This window comes from Streptomyces sp. Ag82_O1-12 (assembly GCF_900182715.1).
In the GTDB taxonomy this organism is placed as follows: Bacteria; Actinomycetota; Actinomycetes; order Streptomycetales; family Streptomycetaceae; genus Streptomyces; species Streptomyces massasporeus.
The window spans coordinates 2,556,732-2,577,343 of record NZ_FXUW01000001.1; the positions used below are offsets into that span (position 1 = coordinate 2,556,732).

A 20,612-nucleotide genomic window follows, 5' to 3' on the forward strand; every position below is an offset into this window, starting at 1 on the left:
TTGGGAATAACTCAGCCACGCGCGTGCGCGAAGCATTGGCCGTAGTCCACACGGGCGGGACGGATCGCGCAAGTACCCGGCCGTTCAGACCGCCGAAACGGTGACGATCCTGGCGGTGTCACCGCAACTCCTGGCACACCATCATGCTCCGACGTGACACACACCACACCTTTCTGCCCTGTTTGCGCGTTTGGAAATCGTCTATGGGTACGAGACTCGAAGGTATTCGCCCCATACGTCACGGAGTCGATCTCACGTCTGGGTTACCGCTGGGTAGAGATGACGTTTCCCGGCCCCGAGGTGGACCATGGGAGCGGCGCGCCCTCCAGCGACGACGCCCCGGCGACGACAGCGAAACAGCGGCCCTCGCGGGCCCTCTGACAGGTAAGGAACAGCGTGGCTTCCGCATCCGATCGCAACCCGATCATCATTGGCGGCCTTCCGAGTCAGGTTCCTGACTTCGATCCCGAAGAGACGCAGGAGTGGCTCGACTCCCTCGACGCCGCCGTCGACGAGCGCGGCCGGGAGCGGGCCCGCTATCTGATGCTGCGGCTGATCGAGCGGGCCCGTGAGAAGCGCGTGGCCGTGCCGGAGATGCGCAGCACGGACTACGTCAACACCATCCCCACCAAGAGCGAGCCGTTCTTCCCGGGCAACGAGGAGATCGAGCGCAAGGTCCTCAACGCCACCCGCTGGAACGCGGCGGTGATGGTCTCCCGGGCCCAGCGCCCCGGCATCGGCGTCGGCGGCCACATCGCCACGTTCGCGTCCTCCGCCTCCCTCTACGACGTCGGCTTCAACCACTTCTTCCGCGGCAAGGACGACGGCCTCGGCGGTGACCAGGTCTTCTTCCAGGGGCACGCCTCGCCGGGCATCTACGCCCGCGCGTTCCTGCTGGACCGGCTGAACGAGGGGAACCTGGACGGTTTCCGCCAGGAGAAGTCGAAGGCGCCGCACGGCCTGTCGTCGTACCCGCACCCGCGGCTGATGCCGGACTTCTGGGAGTTCCCGACGGTGTCGATGGGCCTCGGCCCGATCGGTGCGATCTACCAGGCGCGGATGAACCGCTACATGCACGCGCGCGGGATCGCCGACACCTCGAAGTCGCAGGTCTGGGCGTTCCTCGGCGACGGCGAGATGGACGAGCCGGAGTCGCTGGGCCAGCTGTCCATCGCCGCGCGCGAGGGCCTGGACAACCTCACCTTCGTCGTCAACTGCAACCTGCAGCGCCTCGACGGCCCGGTGCGCGGCAACGGCAAGATCATCCAGGAGCTGGAGTCGATCTTCCGCGGGGCCGGCTGGAACGTGATCAAGCTGGTCTGGGACCGCAGCTGGGACCCGCTGCTCGCCCAGGACCGCGACGGCGTGCTGGTCAACAGGATGAACACCACGCCGGACGGACAGTTCCAGACGTACGCCACGGAGACCGGCGCGTACATCCGCGACCACTTCTTCGGCGACGACCACCGGCTGCGGGCGATGGTCGAGGGCATGACCGACGACCAGATCCTGCACCTGGGGCGCGGTGGCCACGACCACAAGAAGATCTTCGCGGCGTACAAGGCGGCCGTGGAGCACAAGGGCCAGCCGACGGTGATCCTCGCCAAGACGATCAAGGGCTGGACGCTGGGCCCGAACTTCGAGGGCCGCAACGCCACGCACCAGATGAAGAAGCTGACGGTCGACGACCTCAAGCGCTTCCGCGACCGTCTGCACCTGCCGATCCCGGACAAGGAGCTGGAGTCCGGCGCGCCGCCGTACTACCACCCGGGCCGGGACTCGGAGGAGATCCAGTACATGCACGACCGCCGCAAGGGTCTCGGCGGTTACGTCCCCACGCGCGTGGTCCGCTCCAAGCCTCTGGCGCTGCCCGAGGACAAGACGTACGCGACCGTGAAGAAGGGCTCGGGCCAGCAGTCCATCGCGACGACCATGGCCTTTGTGCGGCTCCTGAAGGACCTCATGCGGGACAAGGAGATCGGCAAGCGGTTCGTGCTGATCGCGCCGGACGAGTACCGCACGTTCGGCATGGACTCGTTCTTCCCGAGCGCGAAGATCTACAACCCGCTCGGCCAGCAGTACGAGTCGGTCGACCGTGACCTGCTGCTCGCCTACAAGGAGGCGCCGAACGGCCAGATGCTGCACGACGGCATCTCGGAGGCGGGCTGCACGGCGTCGCTGATCGCGGCCGGTTCGGCGTACGCCACGCACGGCGAGCCGCTCATCCCGGTCTATGTCTTCTACTCGATGTTCGGTTTCCAGCGCACCGGCGACCAGTTCTGGCAGATGTCCGACCAGCTGGCGCGCGGCTTCGTCCTGGGCGCGACCGCCGGCCGTACGACGCTGACCGGTGAGGGCCTCCAGCACGCGGACGGCCACTCGCAGCTGCTGGCCTCCACGAACCCGGGCTGCGTCTCCTACGACCCGGCGTTCGGCTTCGAGATCGCGCACATCGTGAAGGACGGCCTGCGCCGGATGTACGGCGGCTCCGAGGAGCACCCGCACGGCGAGGACGTCTTCTACTACCTGACCGTCTACAACGAGCCCATCCAGCACCCCGCCGAGCCGGAGAACGTCGACGTCGACGGCATCCTCAAGGGGCTCCACCGGTTCAGCGAGGGCACGGCCGGCTCGATCCCGGCGCAGATCCTGGCGTCCGGTGTCGCGGTCCCCTGGGCCGTCGAGGCGCAGAAGATCCTCGCCGAGGAGTGGAACGTCAAGGCGGACGTCTGGTCGGCGACGTCCTGGAACGAGCTGCGGCGCGAGGCCGTGGACTGCGAGGAGCACAACCTGCTGCACCCGGAGGAGGAGCAGCGGGTGCCGTACGTGACGCGGAAGCTGGCGGACGCGCAGGGGCCGGTCGTGGCCGTGTCCGACTGGATGCGGTCCGTTCCCGACCAGATCGCGCGCTGGGTGCCGCAGACGTACCAGTCGCTCGGTGCCGACGGCTTCGGCTTCGCGGACACGCGCGGTGCCGCCCGGCGGTTCTTCCACATCGACGCGCAGTCGATCGTGGTGGGAGTGCTGACCGAGCTGGCCCGGGAGGGCAAGGTCGACCGTTCCGTGCTGAAGCAGGCCATCGACCGGTACCAGCTGCTCGACGTGTCGGCGGCCGACCCGGGGGCCGCGGGCGGCGACGCATAACACGTCAAACCCTGTCAAGGGGTGGTGCGCATCACGGACACACCGTGGGCACACCACCCCTTCACGTTTCCTACGATGCGGCCATGCAGCAGCAGTCGGCCCAGCTCCGCTGGGAACAGCACACGCAAAGACCCCTGTTCGGCCTGGCCCTGGCCTTCGCCGTCGCCTATGCCGTGCCGATCGTCCGGCCCGACGCGGGCCGGAACGTGGTCGGGCTGTGCACGGCGGTCGAGTGGGTGGTGTGGGCCGCGTTCGCCCTCGACTACGGCGTACGGCTGACGCTCGCGCCGCACCGGCGGACGTTCGTGCGGACGCACTGGCTCGATCTGGGGGCGGTGCTGCTGCCGATGTTCCAGCCGATGCGGCTGCTGCGGCTGGTGTCGACGCTGCTGCTCGTCGGGCAGCGGGCGCGGATGGCATCCCAGATCCGGCTGACGACGTATGTCGCGGGCGCGGTGGTCGGGCTGCTGATGTTCGGGTCGCTGGCCGTGCTCTCGGTGGAGCGGGACGCTCCGGACGGGAACATCAGGACACTGGGTGACGCGGTCTGGTGGTCCTTCACGACGATGACGACCGTGGGGTACGGCGACCATGCGCCGACCACCGGGCTGGGGCGGATGCTGGCGGTCGGGCTGATGCTCTCCGGGATCGCGCTGCTCGGTGTGGTGACGGCGAACATCGCGGCCTGGTTCATCGCACGCTTCGAGAAGGACGACGTCGAGGAGCGGCGGCAGACCGAGGCGATCCGGGAGCTGACGGAGGAGGTGCGGGCGCTGCGGGGGGAGTTGGCGGCGCTCAAGGGGGATCTCGGTGGAGCGATGACCCCGGTGGAGCAATGAGAGGGCCCCCGGCCGAGCGGCCGGGGGCTCTTCCCACAATTCACCCGGGTCAGAGCATGCCCATGCCCGGTGTGGCCGCTCCGGACAGCCAGATGATGGCCAGGAGCGTGTCGATGGCGCCCAGGACCAGGGCGACGACGGCCGCGGTGGGGCGGGAGCCCGACCACGCGCGGCCCATGGCGAGCCAGCCGCAGACCATCGCGGCGGGACCGAGCACGATCCCCAGCACGAAGAAGCCTGCAACGGCGCAGATGACTCCGATGAGTCCGAGCGTCGCGCGATCCGTCCCGGCCCGTGACCACGTCCGGCCACGTGAGCGGGGGTGCCTGCGCGTACCGTGTCCGAAGCTCGCCATCATCAACTCCCGTAAACCCTCGATCGGTTGGGGTTTCTCTTCGGGTATGACATGACGGGTACCCCGTCGGTGCGCGTTAATCCCGCTGCCTGCGCGCCACCCCCCTCCGGCAGCGCGCCGCAGCGTCCGCCCTCCATGTCCTGCGGAGGACTTGACCCACTGTGACCTGCGGCACGGGCCGGAGGGGAGGGTTCAGCGGCCGCGTTCACCCTGATGAGGGAACGAACCGCCGGGAACCGTCAGATGTGTGCCGCGCCCGCGCCGGCTTCGGCGTTCTCACCGCGCTTGGTGAGGAACGCGACCAGCACCGCCACCACGGCGACCCCGGCCGCCACGAGCGAGGCCGCGCTCATGCCCGAGATGAACGTGTCGTGCGCGACGCCCGCGATCTTCGCGGCGATGGCGTCCGGCGTGCCCGGTGCCACCGGCGGGACGCCGACCTGGACCGCCTCGGAGGCCTGGTGCTCCTGCTCCGGGGTGAGCGGCGGGAGGCCCGCCTTCGCCCAGTTGCCGGCGAGGTCGCTGTTGACCTTGGAGGCCATGACGGCACCCAGCACGGCCGTGCCGAGGCTGCCGCCGATCTGCATGGCGGCCTGCTGGAGACCGCCCGCGACGCCCGAGAGCTCCATCGGGGCGTTGCCGACGATGACTTCGGTCGCACCGACCATGACCGGCGCGAGGCCGAGGCCCAGCAGGGCGAACCAGAGCGACATGATGCCGCTGCCGGTGTCCGTCTCCAGCGTCGACATCCCGTACATGGCGATCGCGGTGAGCGCCATGCCGCCCGCGAGCGGGACCCGGGGGCCGAGCTTGGTGATCATCGCGCCGGCGAGCGGCGAGCCGACGATCATCATGCCGGTGAGCGGCAGCAGGTGCAGGCCCGCGTCGATCGGGCTCATGCCGTGCACGTTCTGAAGGTAGAACGTCACGAAGAACAGGCCGCCCATGAACGCGATGGCCATCAGCACCATCAGCACGACACCGGCGGACAGCGCCACGGAACGGAATAGCGCGAGCGGGATCAGCGGCTCCCTCACCTTCGTCTCCCAGAAGGCGAAGAGCGCGAAACACAGCACCGAAGCGCCCAGGAACGACAGCGTCTTGACGTCGCCCCAGCCCCACTCGGACGGCGGGGCCTTGATGAGCGCCCACACCAGGCAGAACACGGCGGTCGACAGCAGGGCGATGCCCAGCAGGTCGAAGGAGCGCGGGGCGTTCTCGGCGCGGTGGTCGAGCAGGATCAGCACCCCGAGGACGACGGCGAGGACACCGACCGGCACGTTGATGAAGAACACCGACTGCCAGTTGACGTGCTCGACGAGCACACCACCGAGGATCGGGCCGCCCGCGGTGGACGCGCCGATGACCATGCCCCAGATGCCGATCGCCATGTTCAGCTTCTCGGCCGGGAAGGTGGCCCGCAGCAGGCCGAGCGCGGCCGGCATCAGCAGCGCGCCGAACAGGCCCTGAAGGACGCGGAAGACGACGACGAACGCGATGCTGTCGGACAGGCCGATCGCGCCCGAGGCGGCGGCGAAGCCGACGACGCCGATGAGGAAGGTCTGGCGGTGGCCGAAGCGGTCACCGAGCTTGCCCGCGGTGATCAGGGAGACCGCGAGGGCGAGGAAGTATCCGTTGGTGATCCACTGGACCTCGGCGAAGGTGGCGCCGAGGTCCTTCTGGATGGCCGGGTTGGCTATGGCCACGATGGTGCCGTCGAGGGCCACCATCATGACCCCCACAGCGACGGTGATGAGGGTGAGCCAAGGGTGCCCGCGCAGCCCCTTGCCCGGCGTCGCGTCCGACGGCGACGCCGGCACCTTGCCCCCCGACCCCGTCGTGTCGATGGTGGTCTGACTAGTCATACCGCGAGGCTAATGACAGCCACTGACAATTGACAAACCGATTCACTAGTCGGTAACTGACACGACATCCCCGTATAGCCTGAACTGCGAGAACACTTCGGATGAGAGGCACGTCTTGAACCTGCGCGAACGCAAGAAACGGCGCACCCGGGACGCATTGCTGCGGGCCGCGCTGGAACTGTTCGCCACGCGCGGGTACGAGGAAACGACCGTCGACGACATCGCCGCCGCCGTGGACGTCTCGCAGCGCACCTTCTTCCGCTACTTCGCCGGCAAGGAGGAGACGGCGTTCTTCGTGCCGCGCCTGGCGGAGACGCTCGTCGTCGAGGCCCTGCGCACGCGCCCGCCGGACGAGGTGCCGCTGGAGGCGCTGCGCCGGGCCGTGCTGGAGAGCTGGGACGCGATCAACGAGGCCGTCGAGGAGCTCGTGCCGATCGACCTCCACATGCGCGTCTACCGGGTGATCGAGTCCACGCCCGCGCTGCTCGCCGCCCATCTGCGGCGCTCGGCGGAGCTGGAGGAGCAGCTCGCCGGCATCATCGCCGAGCGCGAGGGTCTCGACGTGGACGCGGACCCCCGGCCGAGGATCGTCGTGGCCCTCTTCGGCGGGGTGATTCGTGTCACCGAACGCTTGTGGTCCGCGGGGGACGACGTCACCCTCGACGGAATGCGCGAACTCACCGCGACATACCTGGATCAGGTGGGTCCCGCGCTGGCGGGGAACTGGCGTGCGGAGCAGTCCCCTTAGCCCCTCCACCGAAACGTGATCCCGGTCACTTGGTTAACGCGAGACCCTCTCGTTCTCCTAGTGTGTCCTTTCAGTGACTTCCTTCGACACCTCCCCGCAACTGAACGTCTGGCGCGCACTGCTCGCTCTGGCCGTCGTGTTCGTGATGCTGGCGACCACCGGCTGGACGGCCCTGCGCAACCAGCGGGGCGCCACGCCGCTCCAAGCATCGCTCTCCGCCTGGGAGCACGGCCGGATCGGCGGGCACGAACTGCCGGACCCGCAGTCCGAGCCGACGAAGCTCGCCCGCTTCTTCTCCTCGCTGTCCGAGCAGGACCGTTCGACCCTGATCCGCAAGTACTCGCTCGCGGTGGGCAACATGAACGGCGCGCCGGTCGAGGTGCGCTACCGCGCCAACCATCTCGCGCTCGCCAAGGCGCGCAAGGTCGAGCGGGAACGCATGCACGACCAGCGCCTCACCCCGGCCGGGCAGCACGAGGCGGGCCGCAGGATGCACCGCTTCGAGGACCTCATGGAGCCGGGCCGTCACATCCTGGCGTTCGACCCGGAGGGCTCGGGCCGGGTGGCGGAGGTGTTCGGCAACCTGCGCAGGGCCGAGCGGGTCTCGGTCGTCGTCCCCGGCGTCGATACCGACCTGCTCACCTTCCAGCGCACCGACCGCACGTACTCCGCGCCCGTCGGCATGGCCAAGTCCCTGTACGCGGCCGAGCGGAAGGTGAGCCCCTCGACCCGTACGGCCGTGATCGCCTGGGCCGACTACACGGCGCCCAGCGGACTCGGCATCGACTCGGCCACGGCGATGCGCGCCCAGGAGGGTGCCGTACGCCTGAACGCGTTGGTGCGGGCGCTGCCCGGCGGTTCGCCGGTCTCGCTGTTCTGCCACAGCTACGGCTCCGTGGTGTGCGGGGTCGCCGCGCACTCAATGCCGGGCCGGGTGTCCGACATCGCGGTGGCGGGCAGCCCCGGCATGCGGGTCGAGAAGGCCGCCCAGCTGCACACCGGCGCCCGGGTGTGGGCGATGCGGGACTCCGACGACTGGATCCAGGACGTGCCCTACCTGGAGGTCGGCGGGCTGGGCCACGGCGCCGATCCGGTGTCCGCCGGCTTCGGGGCGCGGGTGCTGTCGGCCGAGGGCGCGAAGGGCCACGCGGGCTACTTCGAGCCGGGCACGGCAAGTCTGTTCAATTTCGCAGAGATCGGCGTTGGCGCATACCGCTCGGTGCACTGCGCGCACGAAGACGGCGTCTGCCGTACCGGTTTGTCCGGCACGGCGGCGGCCTGACGCGCGTAGAGGCGAAGAAATTGCGGTCTGCTCGGAAGGGGGACGGAGGAGCTCGTGCCGCATACGATGAGCCGCATGGGTGACGTGCTGGCCGGATTTCATGCCGCCTGGGAGTTCGAGTCCGACTCCGTGTGCATCCGCTACGAACGGGGGATTCGAGCACCCAAGCTCTTCCAGGCCCTCGGGGAACGCCGTGTGCCCCTGGAGGCGATCGCCGGGGTGACGCTGACCCGCGGCAGACGCGGCACGGTCGTCCTGCGCGTGGAGCCGCGACCCGGGGCGGACCCGTTGCTGGAGGCGGCCGCCGGTCAGCTGAAGGAGAACGTCGACCCCTACCGCCTGGTGCTGCCCGCCGACCGGGAGGTCCTCGCGGAGTACTACGCCGACGAACTGCGGGGTCTGCTGACGGAGTCCGGGCCCGCCGATCGTTTTCTCGTGAAGCCGCCCGAGGGGCCGCTGTCGTTCAAGGCGTACGACGGGAAGGCGACCTTCGACGGACGCACCGTGAACTTCCGGTGGTTCTGGACTGGGGCGTCGTCGGCGAAGTGGAAGGCCGGCGACCAGAGCTTCTCCGTCGGGGAGCTGAACGGCGTGGAGTGGCGGTCGCCGGAGGTCTTCGAGGGGCATTTGCGGCTTTTGCGCCGGGATGCGGGAGTATCGGGGGCTCAGGCCGATCAGGATCCCGCGGCGGTGGTGTTCGGGCTGGGGTACGGCCCCGTGCACGAGTCGCTGCCGTTCGCCGCCGCGGTGTTGGCGGCGGTGCGGACGTCGAGCCCGGTGGCCGCGGTGCCAGCGCCCCGGCGGGATCCCGCGGACATCGCCGAGCGGATTCGTCACCTGGGTGAGCTGCATCAGGCCGGGTTGGTGACGGATGAGGAGTTTTCGGTCAAAAAGGCCGAGTTGTTGGCGGAGCTGTAGCGTCTGCGGGGTGCTGCGCGCCTGCGGGTGCGGGCCGTACGTGGCCCGCACCCGCAGGCGCGCTGGTCCCTGTGCCTCTGAAGGGGCGCTTCGCTACTCCCGGCCCGCTGACGTGAAGGTCATGTCCGCGTAGCGCGTGCCCGCCACCTGGGCCGCTATGCCGTCCAGCAGCTCCAGTTGCTCGTCGGTCAGGACGATCCTGGTCGCCGCCGTGTTCTCCTCGACCCTGGAGGGCTTGCGGGTGCCCGGGATCGGGATGACCGGGAGGTCGTGGATCGTCGCCTGCTGCTGGGCCCAGGCCAGGGCCGTCTGACCGAGCGTCGCGTCATGCGCCTTGGCCACCGAGCGGATCAGCTCCAGCAGGGTCGCGTTCGCCATGGCGTTGTCGCCGGTGAAGCGGGGCTGCTGGCGGCGGAAGTCACCGTCGCTCAGGTCCTGGTCGGCGTTGGTGAAGGAGCCGGTGAGGAAGCCGCGGCCGAGGGGTGAGTACGCGACGAGGGCCACGCCCAGCTCACGTGCCGCGGGGACGACGTGCGTCTCGATGTCACGGCTGAACAGCGACCACTCCGACTGCACGGCGGCGATGGGGTGGACGGCGTGGGCGGCGCGCAGTTCACCGGCCGTGACCTCGCTCAGGCCGAGGTGCTTGACCTTGCCCTCGCGGACCAGGTCGGCCATGGTGCCGACGCTCTCCTCGATCGGCACGTTCACATCGCGCCGGTGCATGTAGTAGAGGTCGATGGCGTCGACGTCCAGGCGCTTCAGGCTCGCCTCGACAGCCTGGCGGATGTAGGGCGGGTCGTTGCGGATGACACGGCGCGTCGGGTCGTCCGGGGGGATCGACAGGGCGAACTTGGTCGCGATGACGACCTCGTCGCGGTGGGCCTTGAAGAACGGCGCGAGGAACCGCTCGTTCTCCCCGGCGCCGTACGCGTCGGCCGTGTCGTAGAAGGTGACGCCCAGTTCGAGCGCCCGCTCCAGCGTGGCCCGGGACGCGTCCGCGTCCGCGGGGCCGTAACCGAAGCTCATGCCCATGCAGCCCAGGCCCTGGACGCTCACCTCAAGGCCGTGGTCGCCGAGCTTCGCCGTCGTGATCCTGCCGTCCGTCATCGGGACCTCTCCGACGCCAGGGCACGCCCGGCGTCCGCGTAGAAACTGATCTTCCGGTCGAGCACGGCGAGCGTGCCGCGGAGTTCGTCGATCCTGGCCAGGACGTCCTCGCGGGTCGTCTGGAGCAGTTCGAAGCGCTCGCCGTAGGTGTGGTCGCCCTCGCGCACCAGTTCCGCGTACCGGACCATGTCCGCGACCGGCATGCCCGTCAGGCGGAGCTTGCCGACGAGGTCGAGCCAGTCGAGGTCGCGGTTGGTGTAGCGGCGCTGGCCCGTGTGGGACCGGTCGATGTGCGGCATCAGGCCGATGCGCTCGTACCAGCGCAGGGTGTGGGCCGTCAGGCCGGTGAAGGCGACGACCTCGCTGATCGTGTAGTGGTCGTCACCGTCCGGGCGCCGGTTCTGCTGCTGCGTCGGGCCGGCGCAGGTGTCGGTCCTGGTCCCCGTGGTCTCCATCACCGTCATGGCCCCAACGCTAGAACCTTGGAGTGCACTCCAAGCAAGCGCCGACGGTAAGAAATCGGCAGGACGTTTCCTGATCCGGCTGGTTAGCGTACGGACTCATGAGTGTTGTGCGTCGCGCCCTGCCCAGGGACGCCGAAGAAGTCCTGCGGCTGCGCCAGATCATGATCGACTCGATGTTCGCCTCCGATCCGTCCGTCGCCTGGCACGGGGAGTCCCTGCCCACTCTGCGGGCCAAACTGGGCGAGCCCGACGGGGACTTCACGGCGTTCGTCGTGGACCACCCGGAGCGGCCGGGGGCGCTGGCCTGCCTGGTGGCCGGGACGATCGACTACCGCATCGGCAAGTCCGGCGACCCGCAGGGCATGGTGGGCTTCGTGTTCAGCGTCGCCACCGACCCGGACGCCCGGCGCCGCGGGTACGCGCGGGCCTGCATGACCACGCTGCTGGGAGTGGTTCCGCGAGCGCGGTGCCCGGCGGGTACAGCTCACCGCCTCGCCGGAGGCGGAGCCGCTGTACGTCTCGCTCGGTTTCCGCCCCAAGCCCGACCCTTTGCTGGAGCTCGCGCTCTGAGCGCATAGGCTCGAACGCATGTCGCTGAAGAGCCTCGCGTTGATCGATAACTGGCCGGTTCCCACCGCTGCGGCGGGTGTCGTACGGGCAGACGGCACCCTCCTCGGCACCCACGGGCCTGCCGCGCAGCGGTTCCGGCTCGCGTCGGTGACCAAGCCGCTGGCCGCCTACGCGGTGCTCGTGGCGTACGAGGAGGGGGCCGTCGAGCTCGACGAGCCGGCGGGTCCCACCGGGTCGACGGTCCGGCACCTGCTCGCGCACACCTCGGGCCTCGCCTTCGACGAGCACAAGGTCACGGCCCCGCCCGGGGAGCGTCGGCTGTACTCCAACGCCGGCTTCGAGCAGCTGGGCGACCATGTGGCGAAGGCCACCGACATCCCGTTCGGGGAGTACCTGCGGCAGGCCGTGCTGGAGCCGCTGGGCATGACCTCGACGACCCTGGAGGGCTCCCCGGCCAAGGACGGGGTGTCGACGGTGGAGGACCTGCTGCGGTTCGCCGCCGAGGTGCAGGCGCCGCGGCTGCTGGACCCCCGCACGGTCGCCTCGGCGATGACCGTGCACTACCCGGGCACCAAGGGCGTCCTGCCGGGGTACGGCCACCAGAACCCCAATGACTGGGGGCTCGGCTTCGAGATCCGCGACTCCAAGTCGCCGCACTGGACGGGCTCCTCGTCCTCGCCCCGCACGTTCGGGCATTTCGGGCAGTCCGGTACGTTCCTGTGGATCGACCCGGACGCGGGCGCGGCCTGCGTGGCCCTGGCGGACCGGGCGTTCGGGCCCTGGGCGACCGAGGTGTGGCCGGCGTTCACGGACGCGGTGCTCGCGGAGCTGTAGAGCGAGCCCCGGGTCGCTAGGCCATCTCCCAGACCAGCAGCTCCGCCTGCGTCACGCCCTCGGCCTCCAGGCCCTTGGCGTCCGTGATCCGGGCGGCGTCTCCGGCGCCCAGTTCGTCGCCGTCGAGGCGGATGTCACCGCGTACGACGTGCACGTACACGTACGGCCCGTCCGGCACCGCGGTCCGCTCCCCCGGCCCGAGGCGCCGCACGTGCAGCATCGCGCCGGCCTCCGGGACGGCGTAGGGCGTGGAGTCGGCGATGCCGTGGACGACCTCGTAGAACGGGTCGCCGCCGGGCCGCAGGGGTGCCAGCCACATCTGGATGAAGGTCAGGGGCTCCGGGCCGTCGTTGCGCTCCACGTGCCGCACCCCGCCCGCCGAGCTGAGCCGCTGCACGTCCCCGTGGCGTACCACCGACTCGTGCCCGGTGGAGTCCCGGTGGGTCAGCTCGCCCTCCACCACCCACGTCACGATCTCGGTGTGGCTGTGCGGGTGTTCGTCGAATCCGGCCCCGGGCGCCAGACGCTCCTCGTTGCACGCGAGCACCGCGCCGAACCGGAGGTTGTCCGGGTCGTAGTGGGACCCGAAGGAGAAGGCGTGCCACGACTCGATCCCTGCGGCCGGATCCCCTCCGGGGTAGCGCCCGTCTCCGCGCCTGACGTCCATCACGGAGTCCACGGTAGGCCCTGCGCCCCACCCTCCCGTCCGGATAAGGCAGTCTTGTCCCCGTGCCCGAACCCGAAACCAGCAAGAACGAAGCCGCAGCCCACGACGTCCACGCCCATGCCGCGACGCTGAAGCGGCTGGAGAAGTCGTCCGGGTCGCTCGCCGCGCAGGCCATCGCGCGGATGGACGAGACGCTGCCCTGGTACCGGGCCATGCCCCCGGAGAACCGTTCCTGGATCGGTCTGGTCGCGCAGGCGGGCATCGCCGCGTTCACCGAGTGGTTCCGGCATCCGGACGCCCCGCAGGCCATCTCCACCGACGTGTTCGGCACCGCGCCGCGCGAGCTGACCCGGGCGATCACCCTGCGCCAGACCGTGGAGATGGTGCGCACCACCATCGAGGTCATGGAGAGCGCGATCGACGAGGTCGCGGCCCCGGGCGACGAGCGGGTGCTGCGCGAGGCGCTGCTCGTCTACGCCCGGGAGATCGCCTTCGCCACGGCCCAGGTGTACGCCCAGGCCGCCGAGGCTCGCGGCGCCTGGGACGCCCGGCTGGAGTCCCTGGTCGTGAACGCCGTGCTCAGCGGCGAGGCCGACGAGGGCGCCGTGTCCCGGGCCGCCGCCCTCGGGTGGAACTCGCCCGAGCACGTGTGCGTGGTGCTCGGCACGGCGCCCGACGGGGACAGCGAACTGACCGTCGAGGCCATACGGCGAGCGGCCCGGCACGCCAAGCTCCAGGTGCTCACCGGGGTGCTCGGCGACCGGCTGGTCGTCATCGCGGGCGGCAGCGACAACCCGCTGGCCGTCGCCAAGTCGCTCATCGGCCCGTTCGCGGCCGGGGCGGTCGTGGCGGGCCCGGTGGTGCCGGACCTGCTGGCCGCGACCCGGTCCGCGCAGGCCGCCGCGGCCGGGCTGAAGGCGTGTTCCGCCTGGCAGGACGCCCCGCGCCCGGTCCTGGCGGACGATCTGCTCCCGGAGCGTGCGATGGCCGGGGATCCCTCGGCCCGTGAGCAGCTGGTGGAGGAGATCTACAGACCGCTGGAGGAGGCCGGGGCCGCGCTCCTGGAGACCCTCAGCGTCTATCTCGAGCAGGCGAGCAGTCTCGAGGGCGCCGCCCGGATGCTGTTCGTCCATCCCAACACCGTCCGCTACCGGCTTCGACGTGTGACTGACGTCACCGGCTGGTCACCCTCCGATGTACGCTCTGCGTTCACACTGCGGATCGCGTTGATCCTGGGGCGTCTGGTCGATGGAGATCTCCAGCCCTAAGGTTTTGTCGGGGCTCGACAAAACCCCTCCCTGTTCTTCGTCCCTGTCCCCACGGGCGGCCGTGCCCGTACCCAAGAGAGAGTGTGAGAGTGCTCGTACTCGTCGCTCCCGGCCAGGGCGCTCAGACGCCCGGCTTCCTGACCGAATGGCTCGACTTCCCCGGTGTTCGCGGTGCCCTCGAGGCCTGGTCCGACGCCGCGGGACTCGACCTGATCCGTTACGGCACCGAGGCCGACGCGGAGGAGATCCGCGACACCGCGGTGGCGCAGCCGCTGCTCGTCGCGGCCGGACTGGCGTCCGCCGCCCTGCTGTTCGACGACCCGGCCGAGCTGCCGCAGAAGGTCGGCGCGATCGCCGGGCACAGCGTCGGTGAGTTCACCGCCGCCTCGCTCGCCGGAGTGCTCCCCCACGAGGAGGCGCTCCGCCTGGTCCGCACCCGCGGGCTGGGCATGGCCGAGGCCGCGGCCGTCACCGAGACGGGCATGGCCGCGCTGCTGGGCGGCGACCCGGCGGTGACGGTCGCGCACCTGGAGAAGCTCGGGCTGACCCCGGCGAACATCAACGGCGCGGGCCAGATCGTCGCGGCCGGCACGAAGGAGCAGCTCGCCGCGCTGGAGGCGGACAAGCCCGAGGGCGTGCGCAAGGTCGTCGCGCTGAAGGTCGCCGGCGCGTTCCACACGCACCACATGGCACCGGCGGTCGACACGCTGGCCAAGGCCGCCGAGGCCCTGGCGCCCGGCGACCCGAAGGTCCGTTACGTCTCGAACAAGGACGGCCGGACGGTCGACGGCGGCGCCGAGGTGCTGGAGCGTCTGGTCGGCCAGGTCGCCAACCCGGTCCGCTGGGACCTGTGCATGGAGACCTTCAAGGAGCTCGGCGTCACGGCCCTGATCGAGGTGTGCCCCGGCGGCACCCTCACCGGCCTCGCCAAGCGGGCCCTGCCCGGCGTGAAGACGCTGGCCCTGAAGTCCCCCGCCGACCTCGACGCGGCTCGCGAGCTCATCGCCGAGCACGCCTGACCGCCGCCCCCAAGGAGCCGACCGCATGGCGAAGATCAAGCCCAGCAAGGGCGCCCCGTACGCGCGCATCCTCGGCGTCGGCGGCTACCGCCCGACCCGGGTCGTGCCGAACGAGGTGATCCTCGAGACGATCGACTCGTCCGACGAGTGGATCCGCTCGCGCTCCGGCATCCAGACCCGGCACTGGGCGAACGACGAGGAGACGGTCGCCGCGATGTCCGTCGAGGCGTCCGGCAAGGCGATCGCGGACGCCGGGATCTCCGCCGAGCAGATCGGCGGCGTGATCGTCTCGACCGTCTCGCACTTCAAGCAGACCCCGGCCGTCGCCACCGAGATCGCCGACACGCTCGGTACGAACAAGGCCGCCGCCTTCGACATCTCGGCCGGCTGCGCGGGCTTCGGCTACGGCCTCACGCTCGCCAAGGGCATGATCGTCGAGGGCTCGGCGGAGTACGTCCTGGTGATCGGTGTCGAGCGGCTGAGCGACCTGACCGACCTGGAGGACCGCGCGACGGCCTTCCTGTTCGGCGACGGTGCCGGCGCGGTCGTGGTCGGCCCGGCCCAGGAGCCCGCGATCGGCCCCACCGTGTGGGGCTCCGAGGGCGACAAGTCCGAGACGATCAAGCAGACCGTGCCGTGGACGGACTACCGTTCCGGCGAGGTCGTCAAGTTCCCCGCCATCACGCAGGAGGGCCAGGCGGTGTTCCGCTGGGCCGTCTTCGAGATGGCGAAGGTCGCCAAGGAGGCGCTGGACGCCGCCGGCATCTCCGCGGAGGACCTGGACGTCTTCATCCCGCACCAGGCCAACGAGCGGATCATCGACTCGATGGTGAAGACACTCAAGCTGCCGGAGTCCGTCACGGTCGCCCGTGACGTACGCACCACCGGCAACACCTCGGCCGCCTCGATCCCGCTCGCGATGGAGCGGCTCCTGGCGACCGGAGAGGCGAAGAGCGGCGACACCGCGCTCGTCATCGGCTTCGGGGCGGGTCTCGTCTACGCCGCGACTGTCGTTACCCTCCCCTAGGCACTCCGTGCCGGATCATGCGATCCGGCACGGGAGGAAACACCTGCCACACCCTCTGGATATCTACGAAGGAGCGCCAACATGGCCGCCACTCAGGAAGAGATCGTCGCCGGTCTCGCCGAGATCGTGAACGAGATCGCCGGCATCCCGGTTGAGGACGTCCAGCTGGACAAGTCCTTCACCGACGACCTGGACGTCGACTCGCTGTCCATGGTCGAGGTCGTCGTCGCCGCCGAAGAGCGCTTCGACGTCAAGATCCCCGACGAGGACGTCAAGAACCTCAAGACCGTCGGTGACGCGACCGACTACATCCTCAAGCACCAGGGCTGATCCCACCGATCAGGCCCCTGGCTGACTGCCCCGCCACCCGGCGGTGGCGCCGCTTAATCCTCGTAACCGTTGGAGAGAGAATTCCCGTGAGCCCGACCAATCACACCGTGGTCGTCACCGGTATCGGCGCAACCACACCGCTGGGTGGCGACGCAGCCTCTACCTGGGAGGGCCTCGTCGCCGGCAAGTCCGGCGTCAAGCCCCTGGAGCAGGACTGGGCGGCCGACCAGGCCGTCAAGATCGCGGCCCCGGTCGCCGTGGAGCCCACCGAGGTCATCCCGCGGCCGCAGGCCCGCCGACTGGACCGCTCGGCGCAGTTCGCGCTGGTCGCGGCCAAGGAGGCCTGGGCCGACGCCGGTTTCGAAGCGAAGGCCGGCGAGGATCCGAACATCGACCCCGACCGGCTCGGCGCGGTCATCGCCTCCGGTATCGGCGGCGTGACGACGCTGCTCGACCAGTACGACGTGCTGAAGGAGAAGGGCGTCCGCCGCGTCTCCCCGCACACCGTGCCCATGCTGATGCCCAACAGCCCGTCGGCCAACGTGGGTCTGGCCGTGGGCGCCCGGGCGGGCGTGCACACGCCGGTCTCCGCGTGCGCCTCCGGCGCCGAGGCCATCGGCTACGCCATCGAGATGATCCGCACCGGCCGCGCCGACGTGGTCGTCGCGGGCGGCACGGAGGCGGCGATCCACCCGCTGCCCATCGCCGCGTTCGGCAACATGATGGCGATGTCCAAGAACAACGACGACCCGCAGGGCGCGTCGCGTCCCTACGACACCGCCCGCGACGGCTTCGTCCTCGGCGAGGGCGCCGGTGTCGTGGTCCTGGAGTCCGCCGAGCACGCCGCGAAGCGCGGTGCCCGGGTGTACGCGGAGGCGGTCGGGCAGGGCATCTCCGCCGACGCGCACGACATCGTGCAGCCGGAGCCGGAGGGGCGGGGCATCTCGCACGCCTTGCAGAACCTGCTGGACCGCAACGACCTGGACCCGGCGGAGATCGTGCACGTCAACGCGCACGCGACGTCCACGCCGGCGGGTGACATCGCCGAGCTGAAGGCGCTGCGGAAGGTGTTCGGCGACGACGCCGACCACTTCGCGGTGTCCGCGACGAAGTCGATGACCGGGCATCTGCTGGGTGGTGCCGGTGGTGTCGAGACGGTCGCGACCGTGCTCGCGCTGTACCACCGGGTGGCTCCGCCGACCATCAACGTGGAGAACCTCGACCCCGAGGCCGAGGCGAATGCCGATGTCGTTCGGGGTGAGGCTCGGAAGCTGCCCGTCGAGGGCCGCATCGCCGCGCTGAACGACTCGTTCGGTTTCGGTGGACACAACGTGGTGTTGGCGTTCCGGACGGTTTGATCTTGAGCGTTGAATGGCCCGAACTCCTTGGGTGGGGGTTCGGGCCATTCGCCGTTTCGGTGAGGTGGTGTGCCGGGTGCGGCCGGTGGGGGCTGGTCGCGCCCGCGCGGCGGAGCCGCAAATCGAAACAGCCCCGCGCCCCTGAAAGACTCACACCACCTGGTGCAACCAGCGGACCGGGGCGCCTTCGCCGGCGTAGCGGAAGGGTTCCAGTTCGTCGTCCCAGGGCTTGCCCAGGAGTTTGCTGAGTTCGGCTTCCAGGTCGGTCTCGCCGCGCTGGGAGCGCGTCAGGGCCGCTCTGAGACGGTCCTCGGGGATGAGGATGTCGCCGTGGATGCCGGTGACGGCGTGGTAGATGCCCAGGTCGGGGGTGCAGCTGTAGCGCTCGCCCTCGGCGGTCGCGCAGGGTTCGGCGGTGACCTCGAAGCGGAGGAGGTGCCAGCCGCGGAGCGCGGAGGCGAGTTTGGACGCCGTGCCGACCTGGCCCTGCCAGGAGAACTCCGAGCGCCAGGTGCCCGGGGCGGCCGGCTGCCGGATCCAGTCCAGGCTGACGCGTGTGCCGAGCACCCCGGCGACGGCCCACTCGACGTGCGGGCACAGCGCGCGCGGCGCGGAGTGCACGTACAGAACTCCACGTGTCGTCACCGGAACCTCCGGGCAGAGCGGGACATGGTGCAAACGGGCGGAACGGCTGTGACCGGGCGGGTCACGTTGATGGCGAGGCTACCGTGCGGGGGCGCAAGGAGTGTGACGTACGGTCGGTCCAGGTGCCGGGAAACGCCTGCCATTCACCCAGGGGGACGCTTGTACGGGTGTGAGCCGTTGCACCTGATCGGTCGGGAACCCTCGTGCGTTGTTATTGGTTGGGGAGACCGGCTCGGCGTGGCGAGGGGATGGACCAGGGATGCGGAAGCGAGGCCGTCGTACACGGGGCGTTCTGGCCGTGGTCGCGGCGGCCGTGCTGGGTGTCGCGGGGTGTGATGCCGTGGGGGGTGATTCCGCGGCCCCGTCCGAGAAGGCGACACCGTCACCGAAGCCGACGCCGTTGTGGGACCGCAGTCCGGGTTCCGTCGCGGCCGTCGGGGACTCCATCACACGGGGGTTCGACGCCTGTGACGTGCTGTCGGACTGTCCGGAGGCGTCCTGGGCGACCGGTGCCAGCCCCGAGGTCGACTCGCTCGCGGTGCGGCTGCTGGGCAGGGCGGGGGCCGCGCAGCGCAGCTGGAACTACGCCGTGACCGGGGCGCGGATGGCCGACCTGCCCGGGCAGGTGGCGCAGGCGGTGCGGCGCGAGCCGCAGTTGGTGACGGTGATGGTGGGGGCGAACGACGCCTGCCGGCGGACACCTTCGGCGATGACTCCGGTCTCCGCCTTCCGCGCCGACTTCGAGGATTCCCTGCGCTCCCTGCGCGAGGCCCTGCCCAGGGCGCAGGTGTTCGTGGCGAGCGTGCCCAACCTGAAGCGGCTGTGGTCCGAGGGCCGGAGCAGCCCGATGGGCAAACAGGTGTGGAAGCTGGGCATCTGCCCGTCGATGCTGGGCGACGCGGACGCCCTGGACTCGGCGGCTACCCTGCGGCGGGACACGGTGCAGAAGCGGGTGGAGGACTACAACAAGGTCCTGAAGGAGGTCTGCGCCGAGGACAAGCGGTGCCGCTACGACGGGGGCGCCGTGTACGACTACCGCTTCGGCACCGCCCAGTTGAGCCGCTGGGACTACTTCCACCCCAGCGTGAACGGACAGGCCCGGTTGGCGGAGATCGCGTACCGCACCGTCACCGCGCACAAGCCCCTGACTTAGAGTTCCGCACATGAACGAACTCTTCGGAACACTTTCCGACGGGACCCCGGTGCATCGCTGGACCCTGGAGCGGGCGGGAGTGCGGGTGCGGGTCCTGTCGTACGGCGGGATCGTGCAGTCCGTGGAGGTGCCGGACCGGGAGGGCCGGGCCGGGGACGTGGTGCTGGGGTTCCCGGATCTCGACGGGTATCTCACCCATCCGGAGCCGTACCTCGGTGCCCTGGTCGGCAGGTACGCCAACCGGATCGCCGGTGGCCGGTTCACCCTGGACGGTCGGACGTACGCCCTGGAGCCGAACAACGGGCCGAACTCGCTGCACGGCGGGGAGCGGGGTTTCGACAAGCGACCGTGGGACGCGGAGCCGGTCGGGCACGGGGTGCGGCTGACGCGGATCAGCGCGCACGGCGAGGAGGGGTTCCCGGGCCGGCTCGAGGTGTCGGCGACGTACACGCTGGACGGGTCCGGCGCCCTGCGGATCGCGTACGAGGCGGTGACGGACGCGCCGACCGTGGTGAACCTGACGAACCACAGCTACTTCAACCTGGCCGGTTCCGGTGACGCCGGCGGTCATGAACTGCGGCTGGCCGCCTCCCGGTACACGCCGGTGGACGCCGACCTGATCCCGGCCGGTGGCCCGCAGGACGTGACCGGCACGCGCTTCGACTTCCGCGAGGCCCGCAAGACCGGCTCCGGCTACGACCACAACTTCGTGCTCGACAAGGGTGTGACGGACACTCCGGTGAAGGTCGCCGAGTTGCACGATCCGGCGTCGGGGCGGCTGCTGACGGTGGCGACCACCGAGCCCGGCCTCCAGCTGTACACCGCCGACCACCTGTCCGGCCCCTTCGCGCCCGGCGACGGCATCGCGCTGGAGACCCAGCACTTCCCGGACTCGCCGAACCGTCCGGACTTCCCGACGACCGTGCTGCGGCCGGGCGAGGTGTTCCGCTCGGAGACGGTGTACGGGTTCGGCGTCCGCTGAAGGGCGGCCCCACGAACCACGAGCCCCGGTCCGG

At 70.2% G+C, this 20,612-nt stretch carries 19 protein-coding genes and 1 pseudogene; 14 read left to right on the top strand and 6 right to left on the bottom strand.

Annotated features, from left to right (window positions below; genetic code table 11):
• The first annotated feature begins 396 nt into the window (after positions 1 to 396).
• Positions 397 to 3,144, top strand: coding sequence for a pyruvate dehydrogenase (acetyl-transferring), homodimeric type (gene aceE / locus QOL88_RS11785; protein ID WP_097216393.1), 2,748 nt, complete (start codon positions 397 to 399; stop codon positions 3,142 to 3,144).
• Between the two features lie 83 nt (positions 3,145 to 3,227).
• Entirely contained in the window at positions 3,228 to 3,983 is a 756-nt protein-coding gene (locus tag QOL88_RS11790; RefSeq protein WP_097216394.1) for a potassium channel family protein, read from the top strand.
• Positions 3,984 to 4,032: 49 nt separating this feature from the next.
• On the opposite strand, the gene QOL88_RS11795 is transcribed toward QOL88_RS11790, so the two are convergent.
• Together QOL88_RS11795 and QOL88_RS11800 are read right to left on the bottom strand one after the other, a co-directional pair.
• On the bottom strand, positions 4,033 to 4,341 hold the full coding sequence (locus QOL88_RS11795) for a small hydrophobic protein (protein WP_097216395.1): 309 nt from the start codon (positions 4,339 to 4,341) through the stop codon (positions 4,033 to 4,035).
• A gap of 236 nt (positions 4,342 to 4,577) precedes the next feature.
• Complete coding sequence (locus QOL88_RS11800; protein WP_097216396.1) at positions 4,578 to 6,203, bottom strand: MFS transporter; 1,626 nt, start codon at positions 6,201 to 6,203, stop codon at positions 4,578 to 4,580.
• 115 nt (positions 6,204 to 6,318) lie between these two features.
• Between QOL88_RS11800 and QOL88_RS11805 the strand changes: the two genes are divergently transcribed.
• From QOL88_RS11805 to QOL88_RS11815, 3 genes are all read left to right on the top strand, one after another.
• Positions 6,319 to 6,951 (top strand): TetR family transcriptional regulator, encoded by a 633-nt coding sequence (locus QOL88_RS11805; protein ID WP_257027720.1) that lies wholly within the window; start codon positions 6,319 to 6,321, stop codon positions 6,949 to 6,951.
• A gap of 73 nt (positions 6,952 to 7,024) precedes the next feature.
• Complete coding sequence (locus QOL88_RS11810; RefSeq protein ID WP_097216398.1) at positions 7,025 to 8,233, top strand: alpha/beta hydrolase family protein; 1,209 nt, start codon at positions 7,025 to 7,027, stop codon at positions 8,231 to 8,233.
• 66 nt (positions 8,234 to 8,299) lie between these two features.
• Positions 8,300 to 9,151, top strand: a complete 852-nt coding sequence (locus tag QOL88_RS11815) for a DUF4429 domain-containing protein (protein WP_097222947.1) — start codon at positions 8,300 to 8,302, stop codon at positions 9,149 to 9,151.
• A gap of 93 nt (positions 9,152 to 9,244) precedes the next feature.
• On the opposite strand, the gene QOL88_RS11820 is transcribed toward QOL88_RS11815, so the two are convergent.
• The gene (locus QOL88_RS11820; protein WP_097216399.1) at positions 9,245 to 10,261 is read right to left on the bottom strand and encodes an aldo/keto reductase; all 1,017 of its coding nucleotides are present in this window, start codon (positions 10,259 to 10,261) and stop codon (positions 9,245 to 9,247) included.
• Positions 10,258 to 10,725: a MerR family transcriptional regulator gene (locus QOL88_RS11825; RefSeq protein WP_031104091.1), complete on the bottom strand. Its 468-nt coding sequence runs from the start codon at positions 10,723 to 10,725 to the stop codon at positions 10,258 to 10,260. Before QOL88_RS11825 ends, QOL88_RS11820 begins: the two co-directional genes overlap by 4 nt.
• 98 nt (positions 10,726 to 10,823) lie before the next feature.
• Between QOL88_RS11825 and QOL88_RS11830 the strand changes: the two are divergent.
• Both QOL88_RS11830 and QOL88_RS11835 read left to right on the top strand, forming a co-directional pair.
• Positions 10,824 to 11,295, top strand: a pseudogene (locus QOL88_RS11830) (GNAT family N-acetyltransferase).
• A gap of 18 nt (positions 11,296 to 11,313) precedes the next feature.
• Positions 11,314 to 12,129, top strand: coding sequence for a serine hydrolase domain-containing protein (locus QOL88_RS11835; RefSeq protein ID WP_097216400.1), 816 nt, complete (start codon positions 11,314 to 11,316; stop codon positions 12,127 to 12,129).
• A 16-nt stretch (positions 12,130 to 12,145) separates the two neighbouring features.
• Here QOL88_RS11835 and QOL88_RS11840 read toward each other — a convergent pair whose 3' ends face one another.
• Entirely contained in the window at positions 12,146 to 12,796 is a 651-nt protein-coding gene (locus QOL88_RS11840) for a pirin family protein (RefSeq protein WP_097222948.1), read from the bottom strand.
• Between the two features lie 62 nt (positions 12,797 to 12,858).
• Here QOL88_RS11840 and fasR point away from each other — a divergent pair, with 62 nt between their 5' ends.
• The 5 genes from fasR (at position 12,859) to fabF (ending at position 17,798) form a co-directional block, all read left to right on the top strand.
• On the top strand, positions 12,859 to 14,064 hold the full coding sequence (fasR, locus tag QOL88_RS11845) for a fatty acid biosynthesis transcriptional regulator FasR (protein ID WP_097216401.1): 1,206 nt from the start codon (positions 12,859 to 12,861) through the stop codon (positions 14,062 to 14,064).
• 89 nt (positions 14,065 to 14,153) lie between these two features.
• The gene (locus QOL88_RS11850) at positions 14,154 to 15,083 is read left to right on the top strand and encodes an ACP S-malonyltransferase (RefSeq protein WP_097216402.1); all 930 of its coding nucleotides are present in this window, start codon (positions 14,154 to 14,156) and stop codon (positions 15,081 to 15,083) included.
• Positions 15,084 to 15,108: 25 nt separating this feature from the next.
• The gene (locus QOL88_RS11855; protein ID WP_097216403.1) at positions 15,109 to 16,110 is read left to right on the top strand and encodes a ketoacyl-ACP synthase III; all 1,002 of its coding nucleotides are present in this window, start codon (positions 15,109 to 15,111) and stop codon (positions 16,108 to 16,110) included.
• 81 nt (positions 16,111 to 16,191) lie between these two features.
• Positions 16,192 to 16,440, top strand: a complete 249-nt coding sequence (locus QOL88_RS11860; RefSeq protein WP_003989952.1) for an acyl carrier protein — start codon at positions 16,192 to 16,194, stop codon at positions 16,438 to 16,440.
• Between the two features lie 86 nt (positions 16,441 to 16,526).
• The gene (fabF, locus tag QOL88_RS11865; RefSeq protein WP_097216404.1) at positions 16,527 to 17,798 is read left to right on the top strand and encodes a beta-ketoacyl-ACP synthase II; all 1,272 of its coding nucleotides are present in this window, start codon (positions 16,527 to 16,529) and stop codon (positions 17,796 to 17,798) included.
• Between the two features lie 150 nt (positions 17,799 to 17,948).
• On the opposite strand, the gene QOL88_RS11870 is transcribed toward fabF, so the two are convergent.
• On the bottom strand, positions 17,949 to 18,443 hold the full coding sequence (locus QOL88_RS11870; RefSeq protein ID WP_030836890.1) for a DUF3145 domain-containing protein: 495 nt from the start codon (positions 18,441 to 18,443) through the stop codon (positions 17,949 to 17,951).
• Between the two features lie 259 nt (positions 18,444 to 18,702).
• Between QOL88_RS11870 and QOL88_RS11875 the strand changes: the two genes are divergently transcribed.
• Together QOL88_RS11875 and QOL88_RS11880 are read left to right on the top strand one after the other, a co-directional pair.
• Positions 18,703 to 19,596, top strand: a complete 894-nt coding sequence (locus QOL88_RS11875) for an SGNH/GDSL hydrolase family protein (protein ID WP_097216405.1) — start codon at positions 18,703 to 18,705, stop codon at positions 19,594 to 19,596.
• A gap of 10 nt (positions 19,597 to 19,606) precedes the next feature.
• Positions 19,607 to 20,578: an aldose epimerase family protein gene (locus tag QOL88_RS11880; protein WP_097216406.1), complete on the top strand. Its 972-nt coding sequence runs from the start codon at positions 19,607 to 19,609 to the stop codon at positions 20,576 to 20,578.
• Positions 20,579 to 20,612 lie beyond the last annotated feature (34 nt).